19 protein-coding genes and 1 pseudogene are annotated in these 22,741 nt (G+C 63.8%); 11 read left to right on the top strand and 9 right to left on the bottom strand.

Features of this window, described 5'->3' with window-relative positions:
• Positions 1-73: 73 nt before the first annotated feature.
• The 3 genes from WJU18_RS00235 (at position 74) to WJU18_RS00225 (ending at position 3,088) form a co-directional block, all read left to right on the top strand.
• Complete coding sequence (locus WJU18_RS00235) at positions 74-292, top strand: hypothetical protein (protein WP_423458179.1); 219 nt, start codon at positions 74-76, stop codon at positions 290-292.
• Between the two features lie 216 nt (positions 293-508).
• On the top strand, positions 509-2,068 hold the full coding sequence (gene argH / locus WJU18_RS00230; protein WP_423458178.1) for an argininosuccinate lyase: 1,560 nt from the start codon (positions 509-511) through the stop codon (positions 2,066-2,068).
• A gap of 24 nt (positions 2,069-2,092) precedes the next feature.
• Complete coding sequence (locus tag WJU18_RS00225; protein WP_423458177.1) at positions 2,093-3,088, top strand: Bug family tripartite tricarboxylate transporter substrate binding protein; 996 nt, start codon at positions 2,093-2,095, stop codon at positions 3,086-3,088.
• Positions 3,089-3,091: 3 nt separating this feature from the next.
• Here the strand turns inward: WJU18_RS00225 and WJU18_RS00220 are convergent, their stop codons facing one another.
• From WJU18_RS00220 to WJU18_RS00205, 4 genes and pseudogenes are all read right to left on the bottom strand, one after another.
• Entirely contained in the window at positions 3,092-4,015 is a 924-nt protein-coding gene (locus WJU18_RS00220) for a LysR substrate-binding domain-containing protein (RefSeq protein WP_423458176.1), read from the bottom strand.
• Positions 4,016-4,264: an ATP-binding protein gene (locus WJU18_RS00215; RefSeq protein WP_423458175.1), complete on the bottom strand. Its 249-nt coding sequence runs from the start codon at positions 4,262-4,264 to the stop codon at positions 4,016-4,018. It abuts the gene before it with no gap.
• 7 nt (positions 4,265-4,271) lie between these two features.
• Positions 4,272-5,678, bottom strand: coding sequence for an MFS transporter (locus WJU18_RS00210; RefSeq protein WP_423458174.1), 1,407 nt, complete (start codon positions 5,676-5,678; stop codon positions 4,272-4,274).
• Positions 5,678-6,804, bottom strand: a pseudogene (locus WJU18_RS00205) (alkene reductase). The gene WJU18_RS00210 and the pseudogene WJU18_RS00205 overlap by 1 nt, the downstream one beginning before the upstream one ends.
• Before the next feature lie 121 nt (positions 6,805-6,925).
• Between WJU18_RS00205 and WJU18_RS00200 the strand changes: the two are divergent.
• The 4 genes from WJU18_RS00200 to WJU18_RS00185 all read left to right on the top strand — a co-directional run bounded on the left by WJU18_RS00200 (position 6,926) and on the right by WJU18_RS00185 (position 10,882).
• Positions 6,926-8,152, top strand: coding sequence for a YbfB/YjiJ family MFS transporter (locus WJU18_RS00200; RefSeq protein ID WP_423458173.1), 1,227 nt, complete (start codon positions 6,926-6,928; stop codon positions 8,150-8,152).
• A gap of 158 nt (positions 8,153-8,310) precedes the next feature.
• Positions 8,311-9,384 (top strand): methionine ABC transporter ATP-binding protein, encoded by a 1,074-nt coding sequence (locus tag WJU18_RS00195; RefSeq protein ID WP_423458172.1) that lies wholly within the window; start codon positions 8,311-8,313, stop codon positions 9,382-9,384.
• Positions 9,377-10,042, top strand: a complete 666-nt coding sequence (locus WJU18_RS00190; protein WP_423458171.1) for a methionine ABC transporter permease — start codon at positions 9,377-9,379, stop codon at positions 10,040-10,042. The genes WJU18_RS00195 and WJU18_RS00190 overlap by 8 nt, the downstream gene beginning before the upstream one ends.
• Positions 10,043-10,090: 48 nt before the next feature.
• Positions 10,091-10,882: a MetQ/NlpA family ABC transporter substrate-binding protein gene (locus WJU18_RS00185; RefSeq protein WP_423458170.1), complete on the top strand. Its 792-nt coding sequence runs from the start codon at positions 10,091-10,093 to the stop codon at positions 10,880-10,882.
• A gap of 5 nt (positions 10,883-10,887) precedes the next feature.
• Here the strand turns inward: WJU18_RS00185 and WJU18_RS00180 are convergent, their stop codons facing one another.
• The 3 genes from WJU18_RS00180 to norR form a co-directional block, all read right to left on the bottom strand.
• Positions 10,888-11,985, bottom strand: a complete 1,098-nt coding sequence (locus tag WJU18_RS00180; RefSeq protein WP_423458169.1) for a hypothetical protein — start codon at positions 11,983-11,985, stop codon at positions 10,888-10,890.
• A 43-nt stretch (positions 11,986-12,028) separates the two neighbouring features.
• Positions 12,029-12,634: a glutathione transferase GstA gene (gene gstA / locus WJU18_RS00175; RefSeq protein WP_423458168.1), complete on the bottom strand. Its 606-nt coding sequence runs from the start codon at positions 12,632-12,634 to the stop codon at positions 12,029-12,031.
• A 64-nt stretch (positions 12,635-12,698) separates the two neighbouring features.
• Complete coding sequence (gene norR, locus WJU18_RS00170) at positions 12,699-14,273, bottom strand: nitric oxide reductase transcriptional regulator NorR (protein ID WP_423458167.1); 1,575 nt, start codon at positions 14,271-14,273, stop codon at positions 12,699-12,701.
• A 159-nt stretch (positions 14,274-14,432) separates the two neighbouring features.
• Here norR and ytfE point away from each other — a divergent pair, with 159 nt between their 5' ends.
• The gene (gene ytfE, locus WJU18_RS00165) at positions 14,433-15,110 is read left to right on the top strand and encodes an iron-sulfur cluster repair protein YtfE (protein WP_423458166.1); all 678 of its coding nucleotides are present in this window, start codon (positions 14,433-14,435) and stop codon (positions 15,108-15,110) included.
• A gap of 9 nt (positions 15,111-15,119) precedes the next feature.
• Complete coding sequence (locus tag WJU18_RS00160; RefSeq protein ID WP_423458165.1) at positions 15,120-17,405, top strand: nitric-oxide reductase large subunit; 2,286 nt, start codon at positions 15,120-15,122, stop codon at positions 17,403-17,405.
• A 59-nt stretch (positions 17,406-17,464) separates the two neighbouring features.
• Here WJU18_RS00160 and WJU18_RS00155 read toward each other — a convergent pair whose 3' ends face one another.
• Positions 17,465-17,746, bottom strand: a complete 282-nt coding sequence (locus tag WJU18_RS00155; protein ID WP_423458164.1) for a YkgJ family cysteine cluster protein — start codon at positions 17,744-17,746, stop codon at positions 17,465-17,467.
• Positions 17,747-17,951: 205 nt separating this feature from the next.
• Entirely contained in the window at positions 17,952-19,277 is a 1,326-nt protein-coding gene (locus tag WJU18_RS00150) for a Glu/Leu/Phe/Val family dehydrogenase (protein WP_423458163.1), read from the bottom strand.
• Positions 19,278-19,541: 264 nt separating this feature from the next.
• Between WJU18_RS00150 and mnmG the strand changes: the two genes are divergently transcribed.
• Together mnmG and rsmG are read left to right on the top strand one after the other, a co-directional pair.
• Entirely contained in the window at positions 19,542-21,491 is a 1,950-nt protein-coding gene (gene mnmG / locus WJU18_RS00145) for a tRNA uridine-5-carboxymethylaminomethyl(34) synthesis enzyme MnmG (protein ID WP_423458162.1), read from the top strand.
• The gene (rsmG, locus tag WJU18_RS00140; RefSeq protein ID WP_423458161.1) at positions 21,488-22,132 is read left to right on the top strand and encodes a 16S rRNA (guanine(527)-N(7))-methyltransferase RsmG; all 645 of its coding nucleotides are present in this window, start codon (positions 21,488-21,490) and stop codon (positions 22,130-22,132) included. The genes mnmG and rsmG overlap by 4 nt, the downstream gene beginning before the upstream one ends.
• Positions 22,133-22,741 lie beyond the last annotated feature (609 nt).

The following is a 22,741-nucleotide window of genomic DNA, read 5'->3' as shown; positions in this document are numbered from 1 at the left end:
CAACCGCGAGGTGAATGGGATCGGCAGTCTCAAAGGTCTGAAGGTGCACGCCTGAAATCCCGAGCAAGTCGACATGATGCAGCGTTTGGCTGGTAGCACCATCTCGATCACCTCGGCCGAAGTGGTTCCGGCGCTGGAACGAAAGGTGATCGACGGCGCACTTACCTCGGCGCTGTCGGCCAACGATTGGAAGGCCTGCGACATCGTACGTACCGGCTACATGGTCAACATGGCCATGGGCCATCAGATCGGGGCGCGTGGCCAGGGTTGCTGCCACCGCGGGCGAGCCTGAATCTCCACCATTGCATACCAAGCGCTGATCCTCCGCGTTGTGGTGGCCATGAGCGGCTTTCATGGTGACCGGCCGCGCCGCACTTCACGTGCGCGAGAGGAGTGGCGCAACAGAAAATTAACCTTTGGTTAATCCAGATCGAATTTATTTCGCTTTTGATTTGATCGAGGCCTTTCTAGACTTCCCTTCGTTTTCATCCAATCCAAAGGAAGTTCGATGTCTGTTTACCGTGCCGCCAACGTACGCTTGAGCGAAGCCGTGCGTCCTGAATTGGCGGAAGTGTGCCTACCGGGCCCAGACGAGTCCGTGCTGGGTCAGTATGCGCGGATGCGCCCTCAGCTGCAGGCATTTCATGCTTTCGACAAAGCTCATATCGTCATGCTGGCTGAGGCCGGGTTGCTGCCACGCGAAGACGCCGGGGCGATGTTGCGTGTGCTGCGCGACATCGAAGGGCAGGATGGCGGTGCAGTGGCTGCGCGCGCGGCCACTGAGGAGCATATGCATTCCGGCGAAGCGCTACTGACCGGTGCCCTGGGCCGGGAGATTGCCGGCAAGATGCACCTGGGCCGCAGTTCAGGGGATCTGCTGGCGGTGTCGTTCCGCTATACCTTGCGCGACAAGTTGCTGCGCATCGCTGGGCAATTGAATGAACTGCGCCGAGTCGTGCACGAACTGGCGGGGCAGCATTTGCACACCGTCATGCCTGGCAGCACCCATCTGCAGCACGCTCAGCCGGATACCTTCGGGCACTACCTGTTAGCATGGGCAAGTGCGTTCGAGCGCGACGCGCAGCGCGTGAGGCAGTACCATGCGCGCCTTAATTTGAGCCCTGCTGGTGCCGCTATCTTGAATGGTTCCGAGTTCGCTTTGAACCGTGAGCGTACGGCCAGGTTGCTGGGCTTCGATGGGCTGGCACTCAACACGCGCGACGCTGTATGGGGGCGTGACCTTGAAATCGAGGCTCACACTCTCACGGTGCTGCTGGCTGGAAACTTCAATCGTCTGGCAGAGGACCTGATGCTCTGGTCTTCGCCGGAGTTCGGTCTTGTCGAATGCGCCGACGGGTTTTGCGGAACGAGCAGCATCATGCCGCAGAAGAAAAATCCCAATGCGCTGGAGTGCCTGAAGGGCACGGTGGCGATCTGTACCGGTCATTTGGTCAGTACGGCGATGGTGCACAAGAATCCCTCGACTGTTCCGGTGTTCGAGTGGGTTCGCTCCATGTCAGATGCGTGGCGTGGCTATGACGAGATGGCTTCCGCGCTTCCGCTGATGACCGCAGTGCTGCAAAGCCTGAGCGTGCACGAGGAGCGGATGCGAGAGCGGGCGGGTGCGTTCTGGGCGACAGCGACAGATCTTGCAGCTGCGATCGTCAAACACGCAGGCCTCCCGTGGCGCGCGGCGCACCAGATTACGGGCATCACGGTGCGGCTTGCCCTGGATGCTGGACTTTCGCCTGAGCAGATCGACTCAGCATTCGTGGATCGGGCAGCGCGGACGCACTCCGGGCAGAACATCGGGCTGCCGCCGGAAGTGCTGGCTTCGGCCATGGACCCGTCGGCATCCGTGGAGCGGCACGACATGCCAGGCGGCCCAGCAGCCGCGCGTGTGGGAGAGGCGCTCGCGATGCATGAGGCGGTACTTGCCGGCGACGAGCAGTGGCTGGAGGAGTCGCTGGAGCGGCTTCGGCAGGCACGGGTGGCACTGGAGCAAGGCATCGATGCACTTCTTTCGCCCCAGCGCTCGACAGTACCCGCGCAAGCTGCGCATCACTGATTCAACAGACCAAGGAGACTTTTCATGTTCACCCTATCTCGTCGCAGTTTGCTGCGCGCATCGACCTGCGTCCCGCTGCTGGGAACTAGTGTGCCGGGAATGGCACGAGCGGCTCAGGCAGCCGCCTGGCCCGAGCGTCCCATCCGCATGTTGGTGGGCTATAACACGGGAGGTGCCACAGACGGCGTGGCCCGCCCGGTGGAGGCCAGGCTGCAAGCAGCGCTGGGCCAGCCCATCGTGTTCGAATACAAGCCAGGCGCTGGCGCCACGGTGGCTGCCGCCCTGGCAGCTAAGGCAACTCCGGACGGGTATACGCTGCATGTCACGGACAGCGGCCCCATGACCATCCTTCCCAACGGAAAAGCGGTCGGCTACGACCCTCTGACGGCCTTCAGCTCGCTCGGCATGGTGTGCGAAGGCTGTTCGGTCATAGCAGTACATCCATCGCTGCCGGTGGAAAACCTGACCGACTTGGTGAAGATGGCTCGGGCCAAGCCGGGAACGCTGACATTCGGCACTTCCGGAATGGGCGGTTCAGCCCACCTGGCTGGCGAGTTGTTCCAGGTGATGACCGGCACTGAACTTGTACACGTGCCTTACCGGGGCGGCGCGCCGGCAGCGACGGATCTGGTGGGTGGTCAGATTCCCATGCTGTTCGCTTCTACCGGAACAGCATTGCCGTTCATCGAGAACGGCCGCATGCGTGCCTTGGCCGTTACTTCGCCCAAGCGCTCGGCTTCATTGCCGAACGTGCCCACCGTGGCCGAGCAGGGGTATCCGGGCTATGACGCCATGGTGTGGTTCTCGATGGTCGGGCCTGCTCGCTTGCCGCCTGCTATCGTCAGCAGGTTCCATGGCGCCTTGCAAGGCGCGTTGAGTGATACCACGGTGCAGCAGGCGCTGCGCCGCCAGGGATATGAGCCGATCCTGGGGGGTGTGGAGATTCAGCAAAAGCGGGTGCGCGACGACTTTGCCAAATGGGGCAAGCTGATCCGGGAAAAGAAGATCAGCTTCGAGTGACGCTCACCCCTTCTGTGCTGCCTTCGCGCGCTCCAGGGCCAGGCGGCAGAAATGCCGGGCAGCAGGCCGCAGCGGCAAGATATCGTTCCAGATGATCCCTACGGCATCGTGTACCGGCGGCAGGGTCATGGGAAGAATGGTGCCGACCGGTGGCATGAGGTATTGCCCAGCCACTCTGCGGGGCACGATCGTCACATAGTGTCCCAGCGTGAACAGCGGCCCCACCATGGTCATATCGCTGGTTTCGACATACTCACGCGGTAAACCCAGGCGCCGGGCATGAAGAATCTGTTCCAGATGATCGCGCATCAACGTGCCAGGTGCCGGTAGGCACCAGCGCTGCGTGACCAGCTCGCGCCAATTGATCCTGCGTTGGCCCACCAGAGGATGGCACTGGCTGGCCACCAGCACCACCTCGTCGCTCAATACCGCGGCCGTGCGCAATCCGGATTGGACGATATCGGTGCTCAGGCGCGCGAAGAGTAGCTGGATGTGCCCTTTCTTCAACTGATCCTGCAGGTGTTCAGCGCTGCCGTCCACGAGACGGATTCGTACCAGCGGATGCAGCTGCGCGAATGCGGCAATCGTGGCTGCCAAGAAGGGGTGGAGGGAAACGGCCTTGGTGCCAATCACCAACTCGCCGCGATAGCCCCCATGCAGGCCGTCCACCGCATCGGAAAGGTTGTCGAGTTCGATGTTGACAGCGCGGGCGCTGGCCAGGATCGTTTCACCCAGCGGCGTGAGCCGCAGCCAGCCACGGCCGCGCTCAAACACAGGCCCCTGAAAGACCTCCTCCAATTCCGCTGCCGCCTTGGATACCGCAGCCGCTGAAACATGCAGCCGCTGTGCAGCCTGTGATAGGCTCTGAGCGTTGCTCAGCGTTTCTACCAACCGCAGGTGGCGGAGCTTGACACCGCGTATTCGCACTCAGTCCTCCGCCGGTAAGTGGTTTGGCGCCGCCTTGGCGCGCACCATGCGAATGGCATCGAACGGGCACCGAACCGCACAGAGCGCGCACCCGGTACAGCCCGCCGTATCGTCGAGAGTGGAAGTCTTGCTGCCATTCACGGCATGCAGCGACAGCACATGAGGCCCGCACACCGCCACGCACCAGCCGCAACCGGTGCAGCGGCCAGGATCAATGGCGGGCAGGGCGCGGCGTGCGGGCGGCGGCATGCCTCACTCAATTCATCCGCTTCACGCGCAACACACTGCAAATGCCAGCCACCACCGCGCAAACCGCCCCCATCAAAATGGCGATGACGGGGCCCTGCGTGCTGTCGTGCGGCGGCCAGATGCTGAACATGGAAGCCACCAGCACGGCGCCCAGGGTCTGGCCGGTCAACCGCGCGCTGCCCAGCATGCCGCTGGCGGCGCCGCTGCGCTCACGTGGGGCCGTGGTGACAATGGTGTGGTTGTTGGGCGATTGGAACAGGCCGAACCCGAAACCGCACAGCGCCATGCGCCAAGCGATGTTGGCTTCGGAGGGCGCATGTGGCAGCACCGCCAGAAGTACCAGCCCGATGGCCATGAGGGCCATGCCGATACCGCCCAGCAAACCGGCGGGAATGCGGCCGATCAGCCGGCCCGCCAGCGGCGCGACCACCACGATCGACAGCGGCCAGGCCGAGATCAGCAAACCGGCTTTCAAGGGTGTGAAGCCATAGCTTTCGAGCAGCAGGAAGGGCAAGGCGACATAGGTCAGCATCTGAGCACAGAAGGCGCTGACCGAGCTGCCCATCGAGAGCGCGAACACTGGTATGCGCAGCAGATCCACCGGGAAAAGCGGGGCCACGCGGTTGCGCTGCCGCAAAATGTAGAGCACGCCCACCGCCACGCCGGCGGCCAGCATCGCAAGGGCATCACGCGGTACTGGTCCGCCGCCACCGCTGACAACCCCCAGGCGGTCGACCCCCACGAACACCAGCGAGAACATCAGCATGTTCAGCAGCACATCCATCGGCGCGATGCGGGCGCCCTCCGCGGCAGCGGTAGGGTTGGCCGGCAGCGTGCGCCGGCCGAGCACAAGTACCAGAATGCCCAGCGGCACATTCAAGGCCAGCAACCAGGGCCATGTGGCTACCGAAAGAATGGCCGCCGACAGCGAAGGCCCCGCGACCGAGGCGGTTGCCACCACCATGGAATTGAGCGCCACCCCCCGCCCCAGTTGGGAAGCCGGATAGATGGACCGCACCAGGGCCGAATTGACGCTCATGATGCCGGCCGCGCCCACGCCTTGCAGTGCCCGAGCGGCAATCAGCACGCCCAGGCTCGGCGCCAGCATGGCTGCCAGGGAAGCCGCGGAGAACAAGGCCATGCCGGCCAGGTACACGCGCCGGTAACCCAGCAGGTCGCCCAGATTGGCCAGCGGCAGCAGCAGGGCGAGCGTGGCGATCTGGTAGGCATTGACCACCCAGATGGAGTGGGCGGCGCTGGCATTCAGATCGCGCGCGATGGCGGGCAGGGCCAGGTTCATGATGGTGCCGTCGAGCACCGACACGATGAGTCCCAGCATCATCACCAGCACCGCGCGCAGGCGCTGCGGACTGGGCAGGCCGTCTTGGGCCACTGGCGGAGCGCTGCTCCGCATCAAACGGCTAGCGACGGATAGTCGGTATAGCCGTGTGCCCCGCCTCCGTACATGGTGGCCTTGTCGACGCCGGCGTACGGACCTCCGCGGCGCAGGCGTTCTGCCAGATCGGGCATGCTGATGAAGGCCTTGCCGAACGCCACCAGATCGGCTTCACCGCTGGTGATGGCCGCCTCGGCCGTGACCGGGTCATAACCGTTGTTGACCATCCAGGCGCCATGGCCCCCGGCTTGGCGGTAGGCGGCCTTCAGCGCGGCGTAGTCGAACGGGCGGCCTTCCACCTCGCGCGGGCCGCCTGTCGCACCTTCGATCACGTGTACATAGGCCAGTCCCAGGGGGCCAGCTGGCGCATCAGGTAGTCGAACAGCGGTTGGGGATCGTCATCATGGATATCGTTGGCCGGCGTGACGGGGGAGATGCGCAGGCCGACCCGGTCGTGGCCGACGGCATCGGCCACGGCGCGGGTCACCTCCAGCATCAGGCGGGCCCGGGCTTCGATGCTGCCGCCGTAGTCATCCTTGCGCTGGTTGGCGCCGGTCTTGAGAAACTGATCGAGCAGATAGCCGTTGGCGCCGTGGATCTCTACGCCGTCGAAGCCGGCGGATTTGACGGCATTGCGCGCGGCGGCAGCGAATTCGTGGACGATGACGGGGATCTCGTGGCGGTGCAGCGCACGCGGCTCGCTGGTGAGCGCGAAGCCGCCTTTGCCCTCGCAGTCGATCAAGTAGGTCTTGGTGTTGGCGCGTATGGCCGATGGTGCCACCGGCAGCTCATTGTGCGGCTGGAGCGCGGTATGGGAAACACGGCCCACGTGCCACAGCTGGCACACGATCTTGCCGCCCACGGCATGGACGGCCTGCGTGACTTTCTTCCAGCCGTCGAGCTGCTCCGTGCCATACAGGCCGGGCACATCGGCATACCCCTGGGCCTGGGCCGTGATGGCCGTACCCTCGCTGACGATCAGCCCGGCGCCGGTGGCCGGATCGGCGCGCTGGGCGTAATACTCCGCCATCATCGGCGTAGGAATCGCCTGGGGCGCCCGGTTGCGCGTGAGCGGTGCCATGACGAGGCGGTTGGCAACTTCAATCGCGCCAACTCGCGCGGGAGAAAACAGCGAGGACTTCATGCCGGGTCTGCGAAGAAAAAGGGGTGGCCTGGGCCGGGACACTGCATTTTGCGCCACTTGAGGATCGGTTGCTTGGCGCTGAATCAAAGCCTGACCGGGCCCGCTGCATGACAATGCACGCATGCCGACCACTGCTTCTCCACCTCTGCGCCGCCTCCTGCTGATCGCACTCGCGCTGTCGCTTGGTCCCGCGGTGTCTCTGGGCATCACACGCTTTGCCTACGGTCTGCTGCTGCCCGTGATGCGCGACGACCTCGGCTGGAGCTACACGCTGGCAGGTGGCATGAACACCGCCAACGCGGCCGGCTATCTGTTGGGCGCGCTGCTCACGCCCTGGCTGCTGCGGCGCTTCGGGGCGTCGGCCGTCTTGCTGTGGGGCGCGGTGCTGGCCAGTGCCTTCATGGCAGCCTCCGGATTTTTCACGGGCGCCTGGCCGCTGCTGCTGCAGCGCTTGCTGGCGGGCATGGCCAGCGCCTTCGTGTTCGTGGCTGGCGGTTTGATGGCCGCGCGGCTGGGTGCGCAGGCGCCCGCGCAGTCAGGATTGCTGATCGGCCTGTGCTATGGCGGTACCGGCTGGGGGATCGCGGTATCAGCGCTGGGGGTTCCGGCCCTGCTGGAGGCCGCCCAGGGCGTCCCCCATGGCTGGTCCTGGGCCTGGTGGGGCCTGGCGCTGGCCTGCCTGGCCGGTACGGCGGTGCTTGTCTGGCCTGCGCGGGCGATCGCCCGCCAGGAGCCCCCGCCCTCGCCGGCAAAAGCCTCCACGGCCCCCTCGAAGCCGGCGGCTGTGCCCTGGCGGGCGATGGGCGCCATGCTGGCAGGCTACACGCTTTTCGGTGTCGGATACATCGGCTACATGACCTTCGTCATTGCTCTCCTGCGCGAGCAGGGTGTGAGCGATGGCGCGATCACGGCCTTCTATACGTTCCTGGGGCTGGCCGTGGTGGCTTCGGGGCGTATCTGGGCGGGCCTGCTGGATCGCGCCAAGGGCGGGGGCGCGCTGGCGCTTCTGAATGCCGTGCTGGGGGTGGCCACCATCCTGCCCGCGCTCACGGGCGCGTGGCCCGTGGTGCTGGCGTCCGGTCTGCTGTTCGGCGGCGTGTTCCTGTCGGTGGTGGCCTCCACCACGGCTTTCGTGCGCCACAACCTGCCCGAACCGCAGTGGGCGGCCGGCATCAGCACTTTCACCATCGTGTTCGCGCTGGGCCAGATCGTTGGTCCCACGATCGTCGGATGGGTCGCCGACGGTCCGGGCGGCTTGGCGCGCGGCCTGCTGTATTCGGCCGGTGCGCTCTGGGTCGGCGCGCTTCTGGCTTGGCGTCAGAAGCGGCTTTCCGCATTTCAGGTATAAGATTAGAGTTTTTTATTCGTAGACGGAATTAGGGGTATACCCTAAGATTCGTGGCCTGCCGCCCTTGTCCAGGCGGCTTTGTCTTTTTTGATGATTGCCGATTCGTCCATGCAAGCTCAAACCCATTCAACCGCGCTGGCGCGCACGGCCCTCCGCCCATGATCGCGCTGGAGGGCATCACACTCGACTATCCCGGTCCCGGGGGAGGCGTCGTCCATGCGCTGCGCGGGGTGGACCTGCATATTCAGCCCGGCGAGATATTTGGCATCATCGGCCGCAGCGGGGCGGGCAAGAGCTCGCTCGTGCGGTGCATCAACCTGCTCAATCGCCCCACGGCAGGAAAGGTCTCGGTGGCAGGCACCGAGCTGACATCGTTGGGCGCCGCCGGATTGCGCGCGGCGCGGCGGGACATCGGCATGGTGTTCCAGCATTTCAACCTGCTGTCCTCGCGCACCGTGTATGGCAATGTAGCCCTGCCGCTGGAATTGGCGGGTATGGACAAGGCAGCCATTCGCGCACGCGTGGAGCCACTGCTGGAGTTGGTGGGTCTGGCCGCGCTGGCTGATCGTTATCCGGCCCAGATCAGTGGCGGGCAAAAGCAGCGCGTGGGCATTGCGCGCGCGCTGGCGAGCCGCCCGAAAGTGCTGCTGAGCGACGAGGCGACGTCGGCGCTCGACCCGGAAACCACGCGTGCCATTCTGGCGCTGCTGCAAAAAATCAACCGTGAGCTGGGATTGACCATCGTGCTGATCACGCATCAGATGCAGGTCATCAAGCAGATTGCGCACCGCGTGGCCGTCATGGAAGCCGGCCGGGTGGTGGAAGAGGGTACGGTGCTCGATGTGTTCACCCGCCCGCGCGAGGCCATCACGCGAAGCCTGATCGACGAGGTGATGCCGCAAAGCCTGCCGGCCAGCGTGCGCAGGCACATGGCTCAGCTGCAAGCGGCCTTGCCCGCCGGGCAGGACGGGCGCCTGCTGCGGCTGGTGTATGCCAGCGCACGGGCCGAGCAACCCTTGCTCTCGCGCCTGATCCGCGAGCACGGCGTGGACGTGAGCGTCCTGCACGGGCAGATGGACGAAATCCAGGGCCAGACCTTCGGCGCGCTGGCGATCTACGTCAGCGGCCCGGCCCCCGCCGTGCAAGCCGTGTCGGACGGCCTGGCCGCCAACGGCGTGCAAGTGCAGGACCTGACGCAGGAGACCGACGGAAAGGACGCCACCCATGTTTGAAAACTTCTCCGCCGCCATGCTGGAGCTGTTTGCCACTTCGTTGTGGGAAACGCTGTTCATGGTGGCCATTTCCGGCTTGGCGGGCGCGGCCATCGGCATCCCGCTGGGAGTGTTCCTGCGCCTGACCGACCGGGGCGGCGTGCTGGAAAACGCGCCGCTCAACAGGATCATGGGCGTCGTGGTCAATGCCGTACGCTCCACGCCTTTCATCATCCTGCTGGTAGCCATCATCCCGTTCACGCGTTTCATCACAGGCTCATCCATCGGGACCGCGGCAGCCGTAGTGCCGCTGACATTGGCGGCCGCGCCCTTCGTTGCCCGGCTGGTGGAGGCCTCGCTGCGCGAGGTGGATGCCGGCCTGGTCGAAGCCGCGCAGGCCATGGGGGCCAGTACATCGCAAATCGTGTTCAAGGTGCTGCTGCCCGAGGCGCTGCCCGGCATCGTTGGGGGGCTGACGATCACGCTGGTCACCTTGACCGGCTACTCCGCCATGGCGGGCGCCATCGGTGGCGGCGGCCTGGGCGATCTGGGCATCCGCTACGGCTACCAGCGCTTTCTGCCCGATGTGATGCTGGCCGTGGTGCTGGTGCTCATTGTCTTTGTGCAGATCGTGCAGAGCCTGGGCGACTGGACGGTGCGCAGGCTCAGCCACAAGTAGAGCCTGCTTCCTCTTTTTCTCTATTCATTTCCCACAAGGAGTTTCCTCATGAAAAAACGCACTCTGCTGCAAACGCTGCTGGCCGCTGCCATCTCCCTCGCAGGCGTGGCGCACGCACAAGCCCAGACGCTGAAGATCGGTGTGACGGGCGGGTCGCACGCCCAGATCATGGAGCAGGCCAAGAAGGTCGCGGCCAAGGACGGCCTGGACATCCAGATTGTCGAGTTCAGCGACTACGTGCAGCCCAATGCCGCGTTGGCCGCCGGCGATCTGCAGGTCAACAGCTTCCAGCACAAGCCCTATCTCGACCAACAGGTCAAGGACCGGGGCTACAAGTTCGCCATCATCGGCACCACCATCACCGAGCCGATCGGCGTCTATTCCAAGAAAATCAAGAACCTGTCCGAGCTGAAGAATGGCGCCCGCTTCGGCTTGCCCAATGACCCCACCAATGGCGGCCGTGTGCTGCTGCTGCTGCAGGCCAAAGGCCTCATCAAGCTCAAGCCGGATGCCGGCTTGAAAGCCACGCCGCTCGATGTGGTGGACAACCCCAAGAAGCTGCGCTTCGTGGAGCTGGACGCCGCCCAGCTTTCACGCGCCCTGCAGGATCTGGACGCCGCCGCCATCAACACCAATTTCGCGCTGCAGGCAGGCCTGAACCCGCAACGCGATGCAATCGCCCAGGAAGGCCCGCAAGGCCCGTACGCCAACATCCTGGTGGTGCGCGAGCAGGACAAGAATCAGCCTTGGGTCGCCAAGCTGCTCAAGGCCTACCAGTCCGAACCCGTGCGCCAGTACATTCAGAGCGAGTTCAAGGGCGCGGTCATTCCGAGCTTCTGAGCCTTTCAGGGGCGATCAGCCTGCCCATGAGAGCGGGCAGTGTGCCGGGAAATGACCTGTACAGCCGCCAGCACCAGGTCGGCCCGCGGTACGTCGTCAACGAACATGCCGCTGATGACGGGGAGCTGCTCCGACAGCGGCATCGCTATGGCCCAATGATCGGCATTCACGTAGCCCAGCAGTGCGCTGCCAGGGACCACGGCGTCAGCCGCAATGAGCTGGCCGTCGTTGAGCGTATCCGTTTGCGACAGCGTGGCGTATGAACCTTGCAGCGGACGTGATACGCGATCGGCCCGCGCTGTGGTCACGAGGGAGTAGAACGGCAGCCTCAGTTTCGTGTGATGGGCCTGCCACCAGGCGTGGCGGACGTCGCGGCGCAATGAGGCGATGCTGGAGCCATCGCCGCGGTCGCAGCCGGGCATAGGTACGTGCTCCAGCAGGGCCGCGGGCAGGTTGTCCGAGTCATCGGCCAGGGGGCTGCCGCCCACGGCGCCAGCGTAGCTGACAACGGCGGCGATGCTGCCGGAGATCTCAGGGTGCCTAATCAGCGCTTCCAGCACATCGGGCAAGCCCTTGGAGTAACCAAAGACGATCCATGGGCGTGGATCGGGGTCCGCACCTATGATCTGGCGGGCAATCAGATCGGCGTTGTGCTCGGTGGAGCCACGGCCTTCAATCGACAGGATCCGGGCGTCGAATCCTGTGGCACGGAGCGTCTCCTTCGTATCCGCAAACGGCATGATCGTCGAACCCGCGCAGCCGGCCAGCAGCCCGGGCACAAACGCGAGCCTGTATTGGCCTGCCAATGTGGCAGACGTCTCCGTGATGGTGGAGTTTCGGGCGGTGGTCGCGCGTACCGGCTCTCCGGGCAGGCGCCGCAGAATGCCCGTGCAATCAAGCTTGCTGGATAGCCGCGCGCAAAAGGCGTGCCGAAATTCGGCACGCATATCGCGCACACCCATGTTCGCCAGTTTGGGAGAGCGTTCGGCCGTGGCCGAGCCCGGTGCCGGCGCGGTTGCGCAGGAACAAAGGGCCATGGCGGCTCCCGCCAGCATGGCCCATCGGGCAAAGCGCTGCCATGGCAGCGCTCTCATATAGGTCAAAACCAGAAGACTCCTCCTCTGCATGAGGAGGATGTTAAGCGAATCAGATCAGTCCTTCTGCCTTCATGGCCGCCTGCACGGCCGGCCGTGCGGCCACACGCTCGCGGTAGGCCACGAGGTTCTTGAATCCCGACAGATCGATGTTCATGGGCTTGGCCCAGTTCGTGACCGTGAACAGGTAGCCATCGGCCACGGTGAAATCGTCACCCATCAGGTATTGCTTGCCAGCCAACAGGCCATCCACATATTGCAGGCGTTCCAGCAGCTTGGCCTTGAAGACCTGCTTGACTTCATCAGGGATGCCGGGGTTGAACAGGGGACCGAAGCCCTTGTGGATTTCGGTGCCGATGAAATTGAGCAGGCTTTGTAGTTGATAGCGTGCCACAGTGCCATTGGGTGGTGCGAGCTTCTTGGCGGGCGCCTGGTCGGCAATGTATTGAACGATGGCGGGGCCTTCACTGAAACCGGTGCCGTCATCCAGAACCAGGTAGGGCACATACCCCAGCGGGTTCACCTTGCGGAAGTCGCTGCCGTCGGGCAGCACCTTGGTCTTGGTGGGGGCGGAGATAGCCTCGTACTTCAGGCCCGCTTCTTCCAGTGCGATATGCGGCGAGAGTGAACAGGCGCCAGCGGAATAGTAGAGTTTCATCTGTTGCTTTCTTAGGTGAGGATGCGGAAAAAAATGCCGCATCCTCCAGCGTAGCAAAGGTCGATCAACCTTGCAGCCCGCCCTCTGGATTCTCCTGGCTCTGCTTGAGCCCCAGCCGCCGTCCCAGCTTGTGCAGATTGCTCGCATCTACGCCCAGCGCCCGGGCTGCGCGGGCCCAGTTGCCGCCGTGGCGCTGCAGGGCAGCACGGATGCATTCGCGCTGGCAGGCATCCACTGCGTCGTGCAGCGACGTTTCCTGGTCCGTTGGAGTAGCCGATAACGCTTCCTTCGCTGCAGGGAGCTGCTCCATGCTGTCATCAAGATCCAGCAGGTCGGCCTCGAGTGTCACGATGTCGCTGCGCCGCGCCCCACGGCTCAGGGCCTTGAGGGCGGCACGGCTGATCACGTGCTCCAGCTCGCGCACGTTGCCCGGCCAGCGGTAGCGGCGCAGCGCTTCGTCGGCGGCGGCCGACAGGCGCAGGCTGCGCAGGCCCAGGCGCGCCCGGTTCTGTTCCAGAAAGCGCCCCGCGAGCAGCAGCACGTCGTTGCCCCGCTCGCGCAGCGGCGGAATCGGGATCGGGTACACCGACAACCGGTGATACAGGTCGGCGCGGAAGCTGCCTTCCGCTACCCGGTTGCGCAGATTGCGGTTGGTGGCCGCGATCACACGCACATCCACCTTGCGCGGCCGGTCAGCGCCCAGGCGCTGGATTTCACCGTTCTGCAGCGTGCGCAGCAGCTTGGCCTGGATGGCGAGCGGCAGCTCGCCCACCTCGTCAAGAAACAGTGTGCCGCCCTCCGCCGCCTCGAAGCGGCCGGGCCGGTCGCTCATGGCCCCGGAGAAGGCGCCACGCGCGTGGCCGAACAGCTCGCTCTCGGCAAGCGACTCCGGCAGGGCGGCGCAGTTCACATGCACCAGCGGCCGTGTGCCGCGCCGCGACAACCGGTGAAGACGGTGGGCGAACATTTCCTTGCCCACGCCAGTCTCCCCCAGCAGAAGCACCGGCAGTTCCGTATCGGCCACCACGCGCAGCTCGTGCAGCAGGCGGGCCATGGCTTCGCTGTGGCCGACGATCTCGCTGTCCTCGCGCGAGGGCGAGCCGCCCGCCGCCACGCCTGCGGATTGTTGGGCCGCGCGCAGCGCCACCTCCAGCCGTGAGACGCGCACGGCCGCCTCGATAAGCGGCCGCAGTTGCGCCAGTTCGCGTTGCGCTGCGGAATCGAAGGTGCCCACGGTCAACGCATCCAGCGTAAGCACGCCAAAGCGCTGCCCCTCCAGATCCAGTGCCACGCCCATGCAGTCGTGCACATGCAGCGGCTCGCCGGGGCGTTCGATCACCAGCCCATCGTAGGGATCCGGCAATCCGCTGTCATGGTGAAAGCACGTGACTTCGCGCTGCTGCAAGATGGCCGCCAGCCGCGGATGCTCCTTGATCGCGAAGCGCCGGCCCAGTGCATCGGCGCTCAATCCATCGACCGCGACAGGCCGCAGCAGTTCGCCTTCGCCATCCAGGCGCAGCAGGGCCACGGCGCCGCAGTGGAAGTGCAGGCGCAAGGTTTCGACCAGCCGCTGCTGGCGCACGGCCATGGGGAGTTCGGCCGCCAGATCGGCCATGAGCAAGGCGTTGATGGTATTCATGGTTAAAAATACCCAATAAAGGTAGATTGAACCCTGATTATGAAGGGTATTTTTACCTTTTCATTTTCAAGCTATTGATTGTGAAGGGATTTTTATTGGCATAGCGATTGCATTGACTCTGGCATCGATCCACCATTCATTTGCAAGGAGTACATCGCCATGACCTATCTGGATCAATCGTTGGGCCAGCTGGCACGCCGGATCCCCGGTGCCACCCGGCTGTTCGATCAGCACCGCCTGGATTTCTGCTGTGCGGGCAACCGGACGTTGCGCACCGCGGCGCAGGAGGCGGGCATCGATGCCGAGCCTATCGCCGAGGAGCTGCAGGTATTGCAGCAGCGCTCCGGCAACGACGCGGAGCGCGACTGGAGCCTGGCCACCGATACCGAGCTGGTCGATCACATCCTCGTGCGCTATCACGCGGTACATCGCGAGCAGCTGCCGGAGTTGGCGCGCCTGGCCCGCCGGGTGGAGCACGTGCATGGCGAGCGTGCCGATTGTCCGCACGGCCTGGCCGATCACCTGGAGGCCATGGCCCAGGAACTGGACAGCCATATGCGCAAGGAGGAGCTGATACTGTTCCCGATGATCGCGCACGGCCAGGGCGGCGCGGCCAGCATGCCGATCGGCGTGATGCGCATGGAACATGACAGCCATGGGACCGAGCTGCGCCGGCTGGAGGAACTCACGAACGGCATCACCGCACCGCGCGACGCCTGCACGACATGGCGCGCGCTGTACCTGGGCCTGCGCACGTTCAGGGAGGATCTGATGGCGCATATCCACACCGAGAACAACATCCTGTTCGAGCGCTTCGCGCCCGCACGGATCCACTAGGAGCGCATCATGGGACAGTACAGGAAACACTGGTTCACGTTGATCGCCTTGTGCATCGTGATGTTCTCGCTGCTGGGCTACCTTGGCGCGGACATCTACCGTTCGGCGCCGCCGATACCCGTGCAGGTGGCAAGCAGTGATGGCAAGGCACTTTTCAGCAAGGACGACATCCTCGACGGCCAGACAGCATGGCAGTCGGTGGGGGGTATGCAGCTCGGCTCCATCTGGGGCCACGGCGCCTACCAGGCGCCCGACTGGACGGCCGATTGGCTGCACCGCGAACTCTCCGCCTGGCTCGATCTGGCCGCGCGGGAGCGCCACGGCAAGCCCTATGCCGATCTGACTGAAAGCCAGCAAGGCGCATTGCGCGCGGAGCTCAAGGCCGAGTACCGCGGCAATGGCGTCGATGCAAAAGGGGACCTCGTCGTAAGCGAGCGCCGCGCCCAGGCCATGGCCCAGACCGCCGCCTATTACGACCAGCTTTTTTCGGACGCCCCCGCATTCCAGAAAAGCCGGGAGAGTTTCGCGATGAAGGAGAACACGCTGCCCAGCGCCGAGCGCCGGCAGCAACTCACGCACTTCTTCTTCTGGACCGCCTGGGCGGCCGCCACCGCGCGTCCGGACAGCCGGGTGACCTACACCAACAACTGGCCGCATGAGCCGCTGATCGGCAACACGCCCAGCAGCGAGAACGTGGTCTGGTCGATTGCCAGCGTGGTGGTGCTGCTCGCGGGCGTGGGCTTTCTCATCTGGGGCTGGTCGTTCTTGCGCCGGCACGATGAGCCGCTGCCCGCCGCACCCGCGCGGGACCCGTTGACCAGCTTTGCGCTCACGCCTTCGCAGCGCGCCTTGGGCAAGTACCTGTTCCTGGTGGTGGCGCTGTTTGTGTTCCAGGTCTTCATCGGCGGCTTTACCGCCCACTACACCATCGAGGGCCAGAAGTTCTACGGCATCGATGTGTCGCAGTGGTTTCCTTATGCGCTCACGCGCACCTGGCACATCCAGAGCGCGCTCTTCTGGATCGCTACCGGCTTCCTGGCCGTGGGCCTTTTCCTCGCCCCCGTCATCAATGGCGGCAAGGACCCCAAGTTCCAGAAGCTCGGCGTGGATGTGCTGTTCTGGGCGCTGGTGTTTGTCTGCGTGGGGTCATTCGTGGGCAACTACCTGGCCATCGCTCAGAAGATGCCGGCAGAGTGGAGTTTCTGGCTGGGGCACCAAGGCTATGAATACGTCGATCTGGGCCGGCTCTGGCAGATTCTCAAGTGGGTCGGCATCCTGTTGTGGCTGGTGCTGATGCTGCGTGGCGTCCTGCCCGCGCTCTTCGCGCGCAGCAAGGAGGACAAGAACCTGCTCGCGCTGCTCACGGCTTCGGTGGGCGCCATCGGCTTGTTCTATGGCGCGGGTCTTTTCTATGGCGAACGCACCAACCTGTCGGTCATGGAGTACTGGCGCTGGTGGGTCGTGCACCTGTGGGTGGAAGGCTTCTTCGAGGTTTTTGCCACCACGGCGCTGGCGTTCGTATTCAGCAGCATGGGGTTGGTCTCGCGCGGCATGGCCACCTCGGCCAGCCTGGCGTCGGCCTCGCTGTTCCTGCTGGGCGGCATCCCGGGCACCTTCCATCACCTGTACTTCGCGGGCACGACCACCCCGGTGATGGCGGTCGGCGCGGCCTTCAGCGCGCTCGAGGTCGTGCCGCTGATCGTGCTCGGCCATGAAGCATGGGAGAACTGGCGTCTCAAGACCCGTGCGCCCTGGATGGCCAACCTGAAGTGGCCACTGGCGTGCTTCGTGGCCGTGGCGTTCTGGAACATGCTGGGCGCGGGCGTCTTCGGCTTCATGATCAACCCGCCCATCTCGCTCTACTACATCCAGGGCCTGAACACCACGCCCGTGCATGCGCACGCCGCGCTGTTCGGCGTATATGGATTCCTGGCACTGGGCTTCACGCTGATGGTGCTGCGTTATGTGCGTCCTCAGCTTGTATTCAGCGAAGGGCTGATGAAGACGGCATTCTGGTGTCTCAACGGCGGCCTGGTACTGATGATCGCCACCAGCTTGCTGCCCATAGGCTTCATCCAGTTCCACGCCAGCGTCACCGAGGGCCTCTGGTACGCCCGCAGCGAGGCCTTCATGCAACAGCCTCTGCTGCAGACGCTGCGTTGGATACGCACCTTCGGCGACGTGGTGTTCATCGTCGGTGCGGTGGCCATGGCGCTACAGGTCGTGAAGGGCCTGGCTGGCCGCGGCAGGGGTGTGGGCGGGTTTGAAGCCCGTCCCTACAAGCCGGTAGGCTAGTTCCGAGCCGCGTGTGGCACCTATGCGGAATGAGGCTATGCCTTCTTCCGCATAGGCATTTAGCTGGCCGTGGCCCGCTCCAGCGCATGAAGGTAGCGCATGGCATACACACCGCCATCCTCCTGCGGGCCACACATCTCCAACGAGGGACGCAACCCGCCGCAGACCGCGGGGCGTTCCGGCCGCCCGAACAAGCGGCAGCCCAGATGCTCATCCAACTGCACACAGGGTACTCCCGCCGGTTTACCCTGCGGCATGCCCGGAATGGGGGAACTGATCGAAGGCGCAATACAGCATGCTCCGCAGCCAGACCGGCAAGAAAGATCGAAAGCAGCCATCATCTAAAAGCTTGAATTTCCCAAAACCCGCGAGGTAGCGATAGAACGTGTTTACGATCTCGCCGCGAGCTAACCCCCTCGCGAGGAGATCGTAAACACGCCCTCACCGGAGCACGGCGCCTTACCAGGGCACCCGCGGAGCTGGCTCCGCCAGGCCGCCGGGTGCGTCCCCCCACGGGGGGAAGGCGCGTAAGCGCCTCAGGGGGGCTCAAGGATACAGCCCGCGCAGCTCCCGAGCATTCAGAATGCGCGTGCAGGCCACGATGAACGTCGCCGTGCGCAGGCTCACCTTGTGCTGCTGGGCCGTCTGCCATACGGTGGCGAACGCGTCTTTCATGATCTTCACGAGGCGCTGGTTGATCTCATCCTCGCTCCAGAAGAAGCTGGAGAAATCCTGCACCCATTCGAAGTAGCTCACGGTGACGCCGCCGGCATTGGCGATCACGTCGGGCACCACCAGCACCCCCTTGTCCTGCAGGATGTCGTCAGCCTCGGGGGTGGTAGGGCCGTTGGCACCTTCGATCACCATCCTGGCCTTCACCTTGCCGGCGTTGTCCTTGGTCAGCTGGCCTTCCAGCGCGGCGGGAATGAGGATGTCGCACTTGCATGCCCAGAACTCGGCGGGCGTGGAGACTTCGGCCCCCTTGAAGCCGGCCACGCCGCCGGTCTTGGCCACATGCTCCAGAAGCTTGGCCACGTTCAGGCCCTTGTCGTTGGCGATGGCGCCGGTGTGGTCCTGCACGGCCACCACCAACGCGCCCGCATCGGAGAACAGTTTGCCGGCGGTTCCGCCGACGTTGCCAAAGCCCTGCACCGCCACACGCGCGCCCTCTATGGTGAGGCCAATCTGCGCAGCGGCCTCCACGGCGACGGTGAACACCCCGCGCCCGGTGGCTTCGCGGCGCCCCAGGGAGCCGCCCATGTCAACAGGCTTGCCTGTCACCACACCGGTGGCCGTGGCGCCCACGTTCATGGAGTAGGTGTCCATCATCCACGCCATTACCTTCTCGTTGGTGTTGACGTCAGGCGCGGGAATATCCTTGTGGGGGCCGATGATGATGCCGATCTCTGATGTGTAGCGCCTGGTAAGTCTTTCTAGCTCTCCTTTTGATAGCGTTCGGGGGTCCACACGGATGCCGCCCTTGGCGCCCCCATAGGGCACGTTCACGGCGGCGTTCTTCACCGACATCCAGGCGGCCAAGGCCATCACCTCCGAGAGCGTTACGTCCTGGTGAAAGCGCACACCGCCCTTGCCCGGCCCGCGGCTCACGTTGTGCTGCACCCGGTAGCCTTCGAAGTGGGCGATGGTGCCGTTGTCCAGCTCGATCGGCACATCGACGATCAGGGCGCGCTTGGGCCGCTTGAGCGTCTCTACCCATCGCGCCAGCGGGCCGAGGTACGGCGTGACCCGGTCCACCTGCTTCAGATAGATACCCCAGGGACCCAGATGCTCGGGATCGAGGTAAGAAGGCAGCGCATGCGTGGTGGCAGCGGGCGGTGCTGCGGTTTTGGCGGCAGCTTTCTTGATGGCCATGGAGTCTCCTCGTGAGTATCAAAAGCATGAGCTTACTCTCGTCCGCCACGAAAACCACCTTAGCCCCTATAAATGTGCTAACCCGTTAAAATTCGGGTACTTACGCAGGTTTTCTCCTTCCCTCGGCCCGCGTATGTACGCATCCTTGTCGGGTGTGCACGAGGTGCATACGCACAAGCCTCCGAAGATGCCTTTATGCGTACTTCGTGTCCGCCTTTCGGGTGCAGGCACGATCGCTTGATTGAGGGATGGATTCATCCGATCATGATCTACCCTCAAACTTTCGACGTCATTGTCGTCGGCGGTGGCCATGCGGGCACCGAAGCCGCCCTGGCCGCTGCACGCATGGGCGCGGCCACGCTGCTGCTCACCCACAATATTGAAACCCTGGGGCAGATGAGCTGCAACCCCAGCATCGGCGGTATCGGCAAGGGCCACTTGGTGAAGGAGGTGGATGCACTGGGTGGCGCCATGGCGATCGCCACCGACGAAGGCGGCATTCAGTTCCGCATTCTCAATGGCAGTAAAGGTCCTGCCGTCAGGGCCACACGCGCGCAGGCAGACCGCATTCGCTACAAGGCCGCCATCCGCCGCCGCCTGGAAAATCAGCCCAACCTCTGGTTGTTCCAGCAGGCCGTGGATGACCTCATGGTGGAAGGCGACAAGGTGGTCGGCGCCGTTACCCAGGTGGGTATTGCCTTCCGCAGCCGCACGGTAGTGCTCACCGCAGGTACTTTTCTCGATGGGCGCATCCATGTCGGGCTGGACAACTACCAGGCCGGAAGGGCAGGGGATCCGCCCGCCGTATCGCTCTCGGCCCGCTTGAAGGAGCTGACGCTTCCTCAAGGCCGCCTCAAGACAGGGACGCCGCCCCGATTGGACGGGCGCACCATTGACTTCAGCCAATGCGAAGAGCAGCCAGGCGATCTGGATCCCGTGCCCGTGTTCAGTTTCATGGGCCGGGCTGACATGCACCCGCGCCAGGTGCCGTGCTGGATCACCCATACCAACGCGCGCACGCACGAGATCATCCGCAGCGGTTTTGACCGCAGCCCTATGTTCACCGGCAAGATCGAAGGCGTCGGCCCTCGCTACTGCCCGAGCGTGGAAGACAAAATCAATCGCTTTGCCGACAAGGAAAGCCATCAGATTTTCCTGGAGCCCGAAGGGCTGGACACGCATGAGGTCTATCCCAATGGGATTTCCACCAGCCTGCCGTTCGATGTGCAATACCAGTTGGTGCGCTCGATGAAGGGGCTGGAGAACGCCCATATCCTGCGCCCTGGTTACGCCATCGAATACGACTATTTCGATCCGCGCTCGCTCAAGAGCAGTTTCGAAACCAAGCAGATCTCCGGATTGTTCTTCGCCGGCCAGATCAACGGCACCACAGGCTACGAAGAAGCCGCGGCCCAAGGTTTGTTTGCCGGCATCAATGCCGCCCTGCAGTGCAGGGGCGAGGAAGCTTGGCTACCTCGGCGGGACGAAGCCTATCTGGGCGTATTGGTGGACGATCTGATCACGAAGGGGGTGACCGAGCCTTACCGTATGTTCACCAGCCGCGCCGAATACCGCCTGCAACTGCGGGAAGACAACGCCGATATGCGTTTGACGGAGACAGGCCGCCGCTTGGGACTGGTGGACGACGCCCGCTGGGACGCCTTCAGCCGTAAACGCGACGCTGTTTCACGTGAAACAGAGCGCCTGAAGAGCACGTGGGTGAATCCTCGGAATCTGCCCGCGACGGAGTCCGAGCGTGTATTGGGCAAGGCAATCGAGCATGAACATAACCTGTTTGATTTGCTGCGCCGGCCAGATGTAGGCTATTCCGCATTGATCTCTCTCGACGGCGGCAAGCACGCCAGTGCCGATGTTTCACGTGAAACACTCGGTGATTTGGCTGGCCCTGTGATCGAGCAGGTCGAGATTGCTGCCAAGTACTCGGGCTACATCGACCGTCAGAAGGACGAAGTAGAGCGGGCTGCGCACTACGAGGGGCTGCGGCTGCCTGCAGACCTGGACTACCTTGGAGTGACGGCTTTGTCGATTGAAGTCCGGCAAAAGCTGGAAAAACACCGGCCCGAAACCCTGGGCCAGGCTTCACGCATATCGGGCGTCACCCCAGCCGCGGTGTCCTTACTGCTGATTCACTTGAAGAAGAGTGGCTTCAAAGGCTTTGCTGGAACGGCACCCAAGCAGCGGGTGGAAGCGTGAGCGAACCTGCCCTGAGTACCAGGCTGGCCGGCGGCATTGCGGAACTCGGCTTGAGCTTGAGCCCTCAGCAGCAAGACCAACTGCTCAACTATCTCAGCTTGCTGGGGAAGTGGAACAAGGTCTACAACCTGACGGCTGTGCGCGATCCGGAGGAGATGCTCACGCACCATCTGCTCGACAGCCTTGCGGTCATCGCACCTTTGCGCCGGCACACGGAGGGCAGGGCGATCGAGTTGCTGGACGTCGGCTCGGGCGGTGGCTTGCCCGGTGTGGTCGTGGCCATCTGTTGTCCCGAGGTGAATGTGACTTGCGTCGATGCGGTGGCCAAGAAGGCGGCCTTCATTCAGCAGTCGGCAGGAGCATTGGCGTTGCCTAATCTGCGTGGCGTGCATGCGCGTGTCGAATCCATCACTCAGCAGTTTGATGTGGTGACTTCCCGTGCTTTTGCCTCGCTGGTGGATTTCACTCAGTGGTCAAAAGGGGCTTTGGCGGAGCAGGGCGTTTGGGTGGCTATGAAGGGTAAGCGTCCGGATGAGGAATTGACTGCCCTCTCATCTGAGGTGGATGTGTTTCACGTGGAACACATTGGGGTGCCAGGGTTGGGGGCGGAGAGGTGTATTGTTTGGATGAGGCGGGGTTAGGGCAGGGGTGAAGCCTGCCCTTGTCCTTAATGCGCGGGTACAGGCGGCCTTTTGTCTTTTACCTTGAGTGTTTCACGTGAAACCAATCAAGGTGCTGAAGTGGCTTTGTTTGCCGTTGTTGGATTTTTGTGTGGGTCTTTTTCTCCCTCTCCCGATTGCGGGGTACGGCAGTCCGGGAGGGCGAGGGCAGTGGGAGTGTTTGTTCTCCGCGCCTTCTAATAGCCTTCAGCTGTTGACCTACGGTCGGTTGGCCGGGATGTGCGCCCGGCGGCGCAGTATCTTTCTTTTGCGTCGCCAAAAGAAAGACACCAAAGAAAAGGCGACCCCACTGGACGTGTCCCTTCGCTACGCTCCGGGCAACCTGAGGTGCTCACGCATGGGGCGGTGCCGTCGAACTCGCTATGTTCACTACGTTCACGTCGCTCGAACAACGCCGGCAAGCTAGAGCACGAAGCAGGAGCATCTTGCAGTGCTCCTGCCCGCCCCATGCGCTGCGCTCCTCGGCACGGCCAGAGGGGCAAGGAGCCTGAGTCGGGCCATTGCTTCGCTCGGCCCTCGGATGATCAGGCTTCGCTGTATTTACTCCTTCCCCCGCTGGGGGAAGGCAGG

This window comes from Ottowia sp. VDI28, from assembly GCF_049532675.1.
Classification (GTDB): Bacteria; Pseudomonadota; Gammaproteobacteria; order Burkholderiales; family Burkholderiaceae_C; genus Ottowia.
Note: the sequence above shows the minus strand (reverse complement) of the source record. Positions and strands in the feature narration are given on the sequence as shown.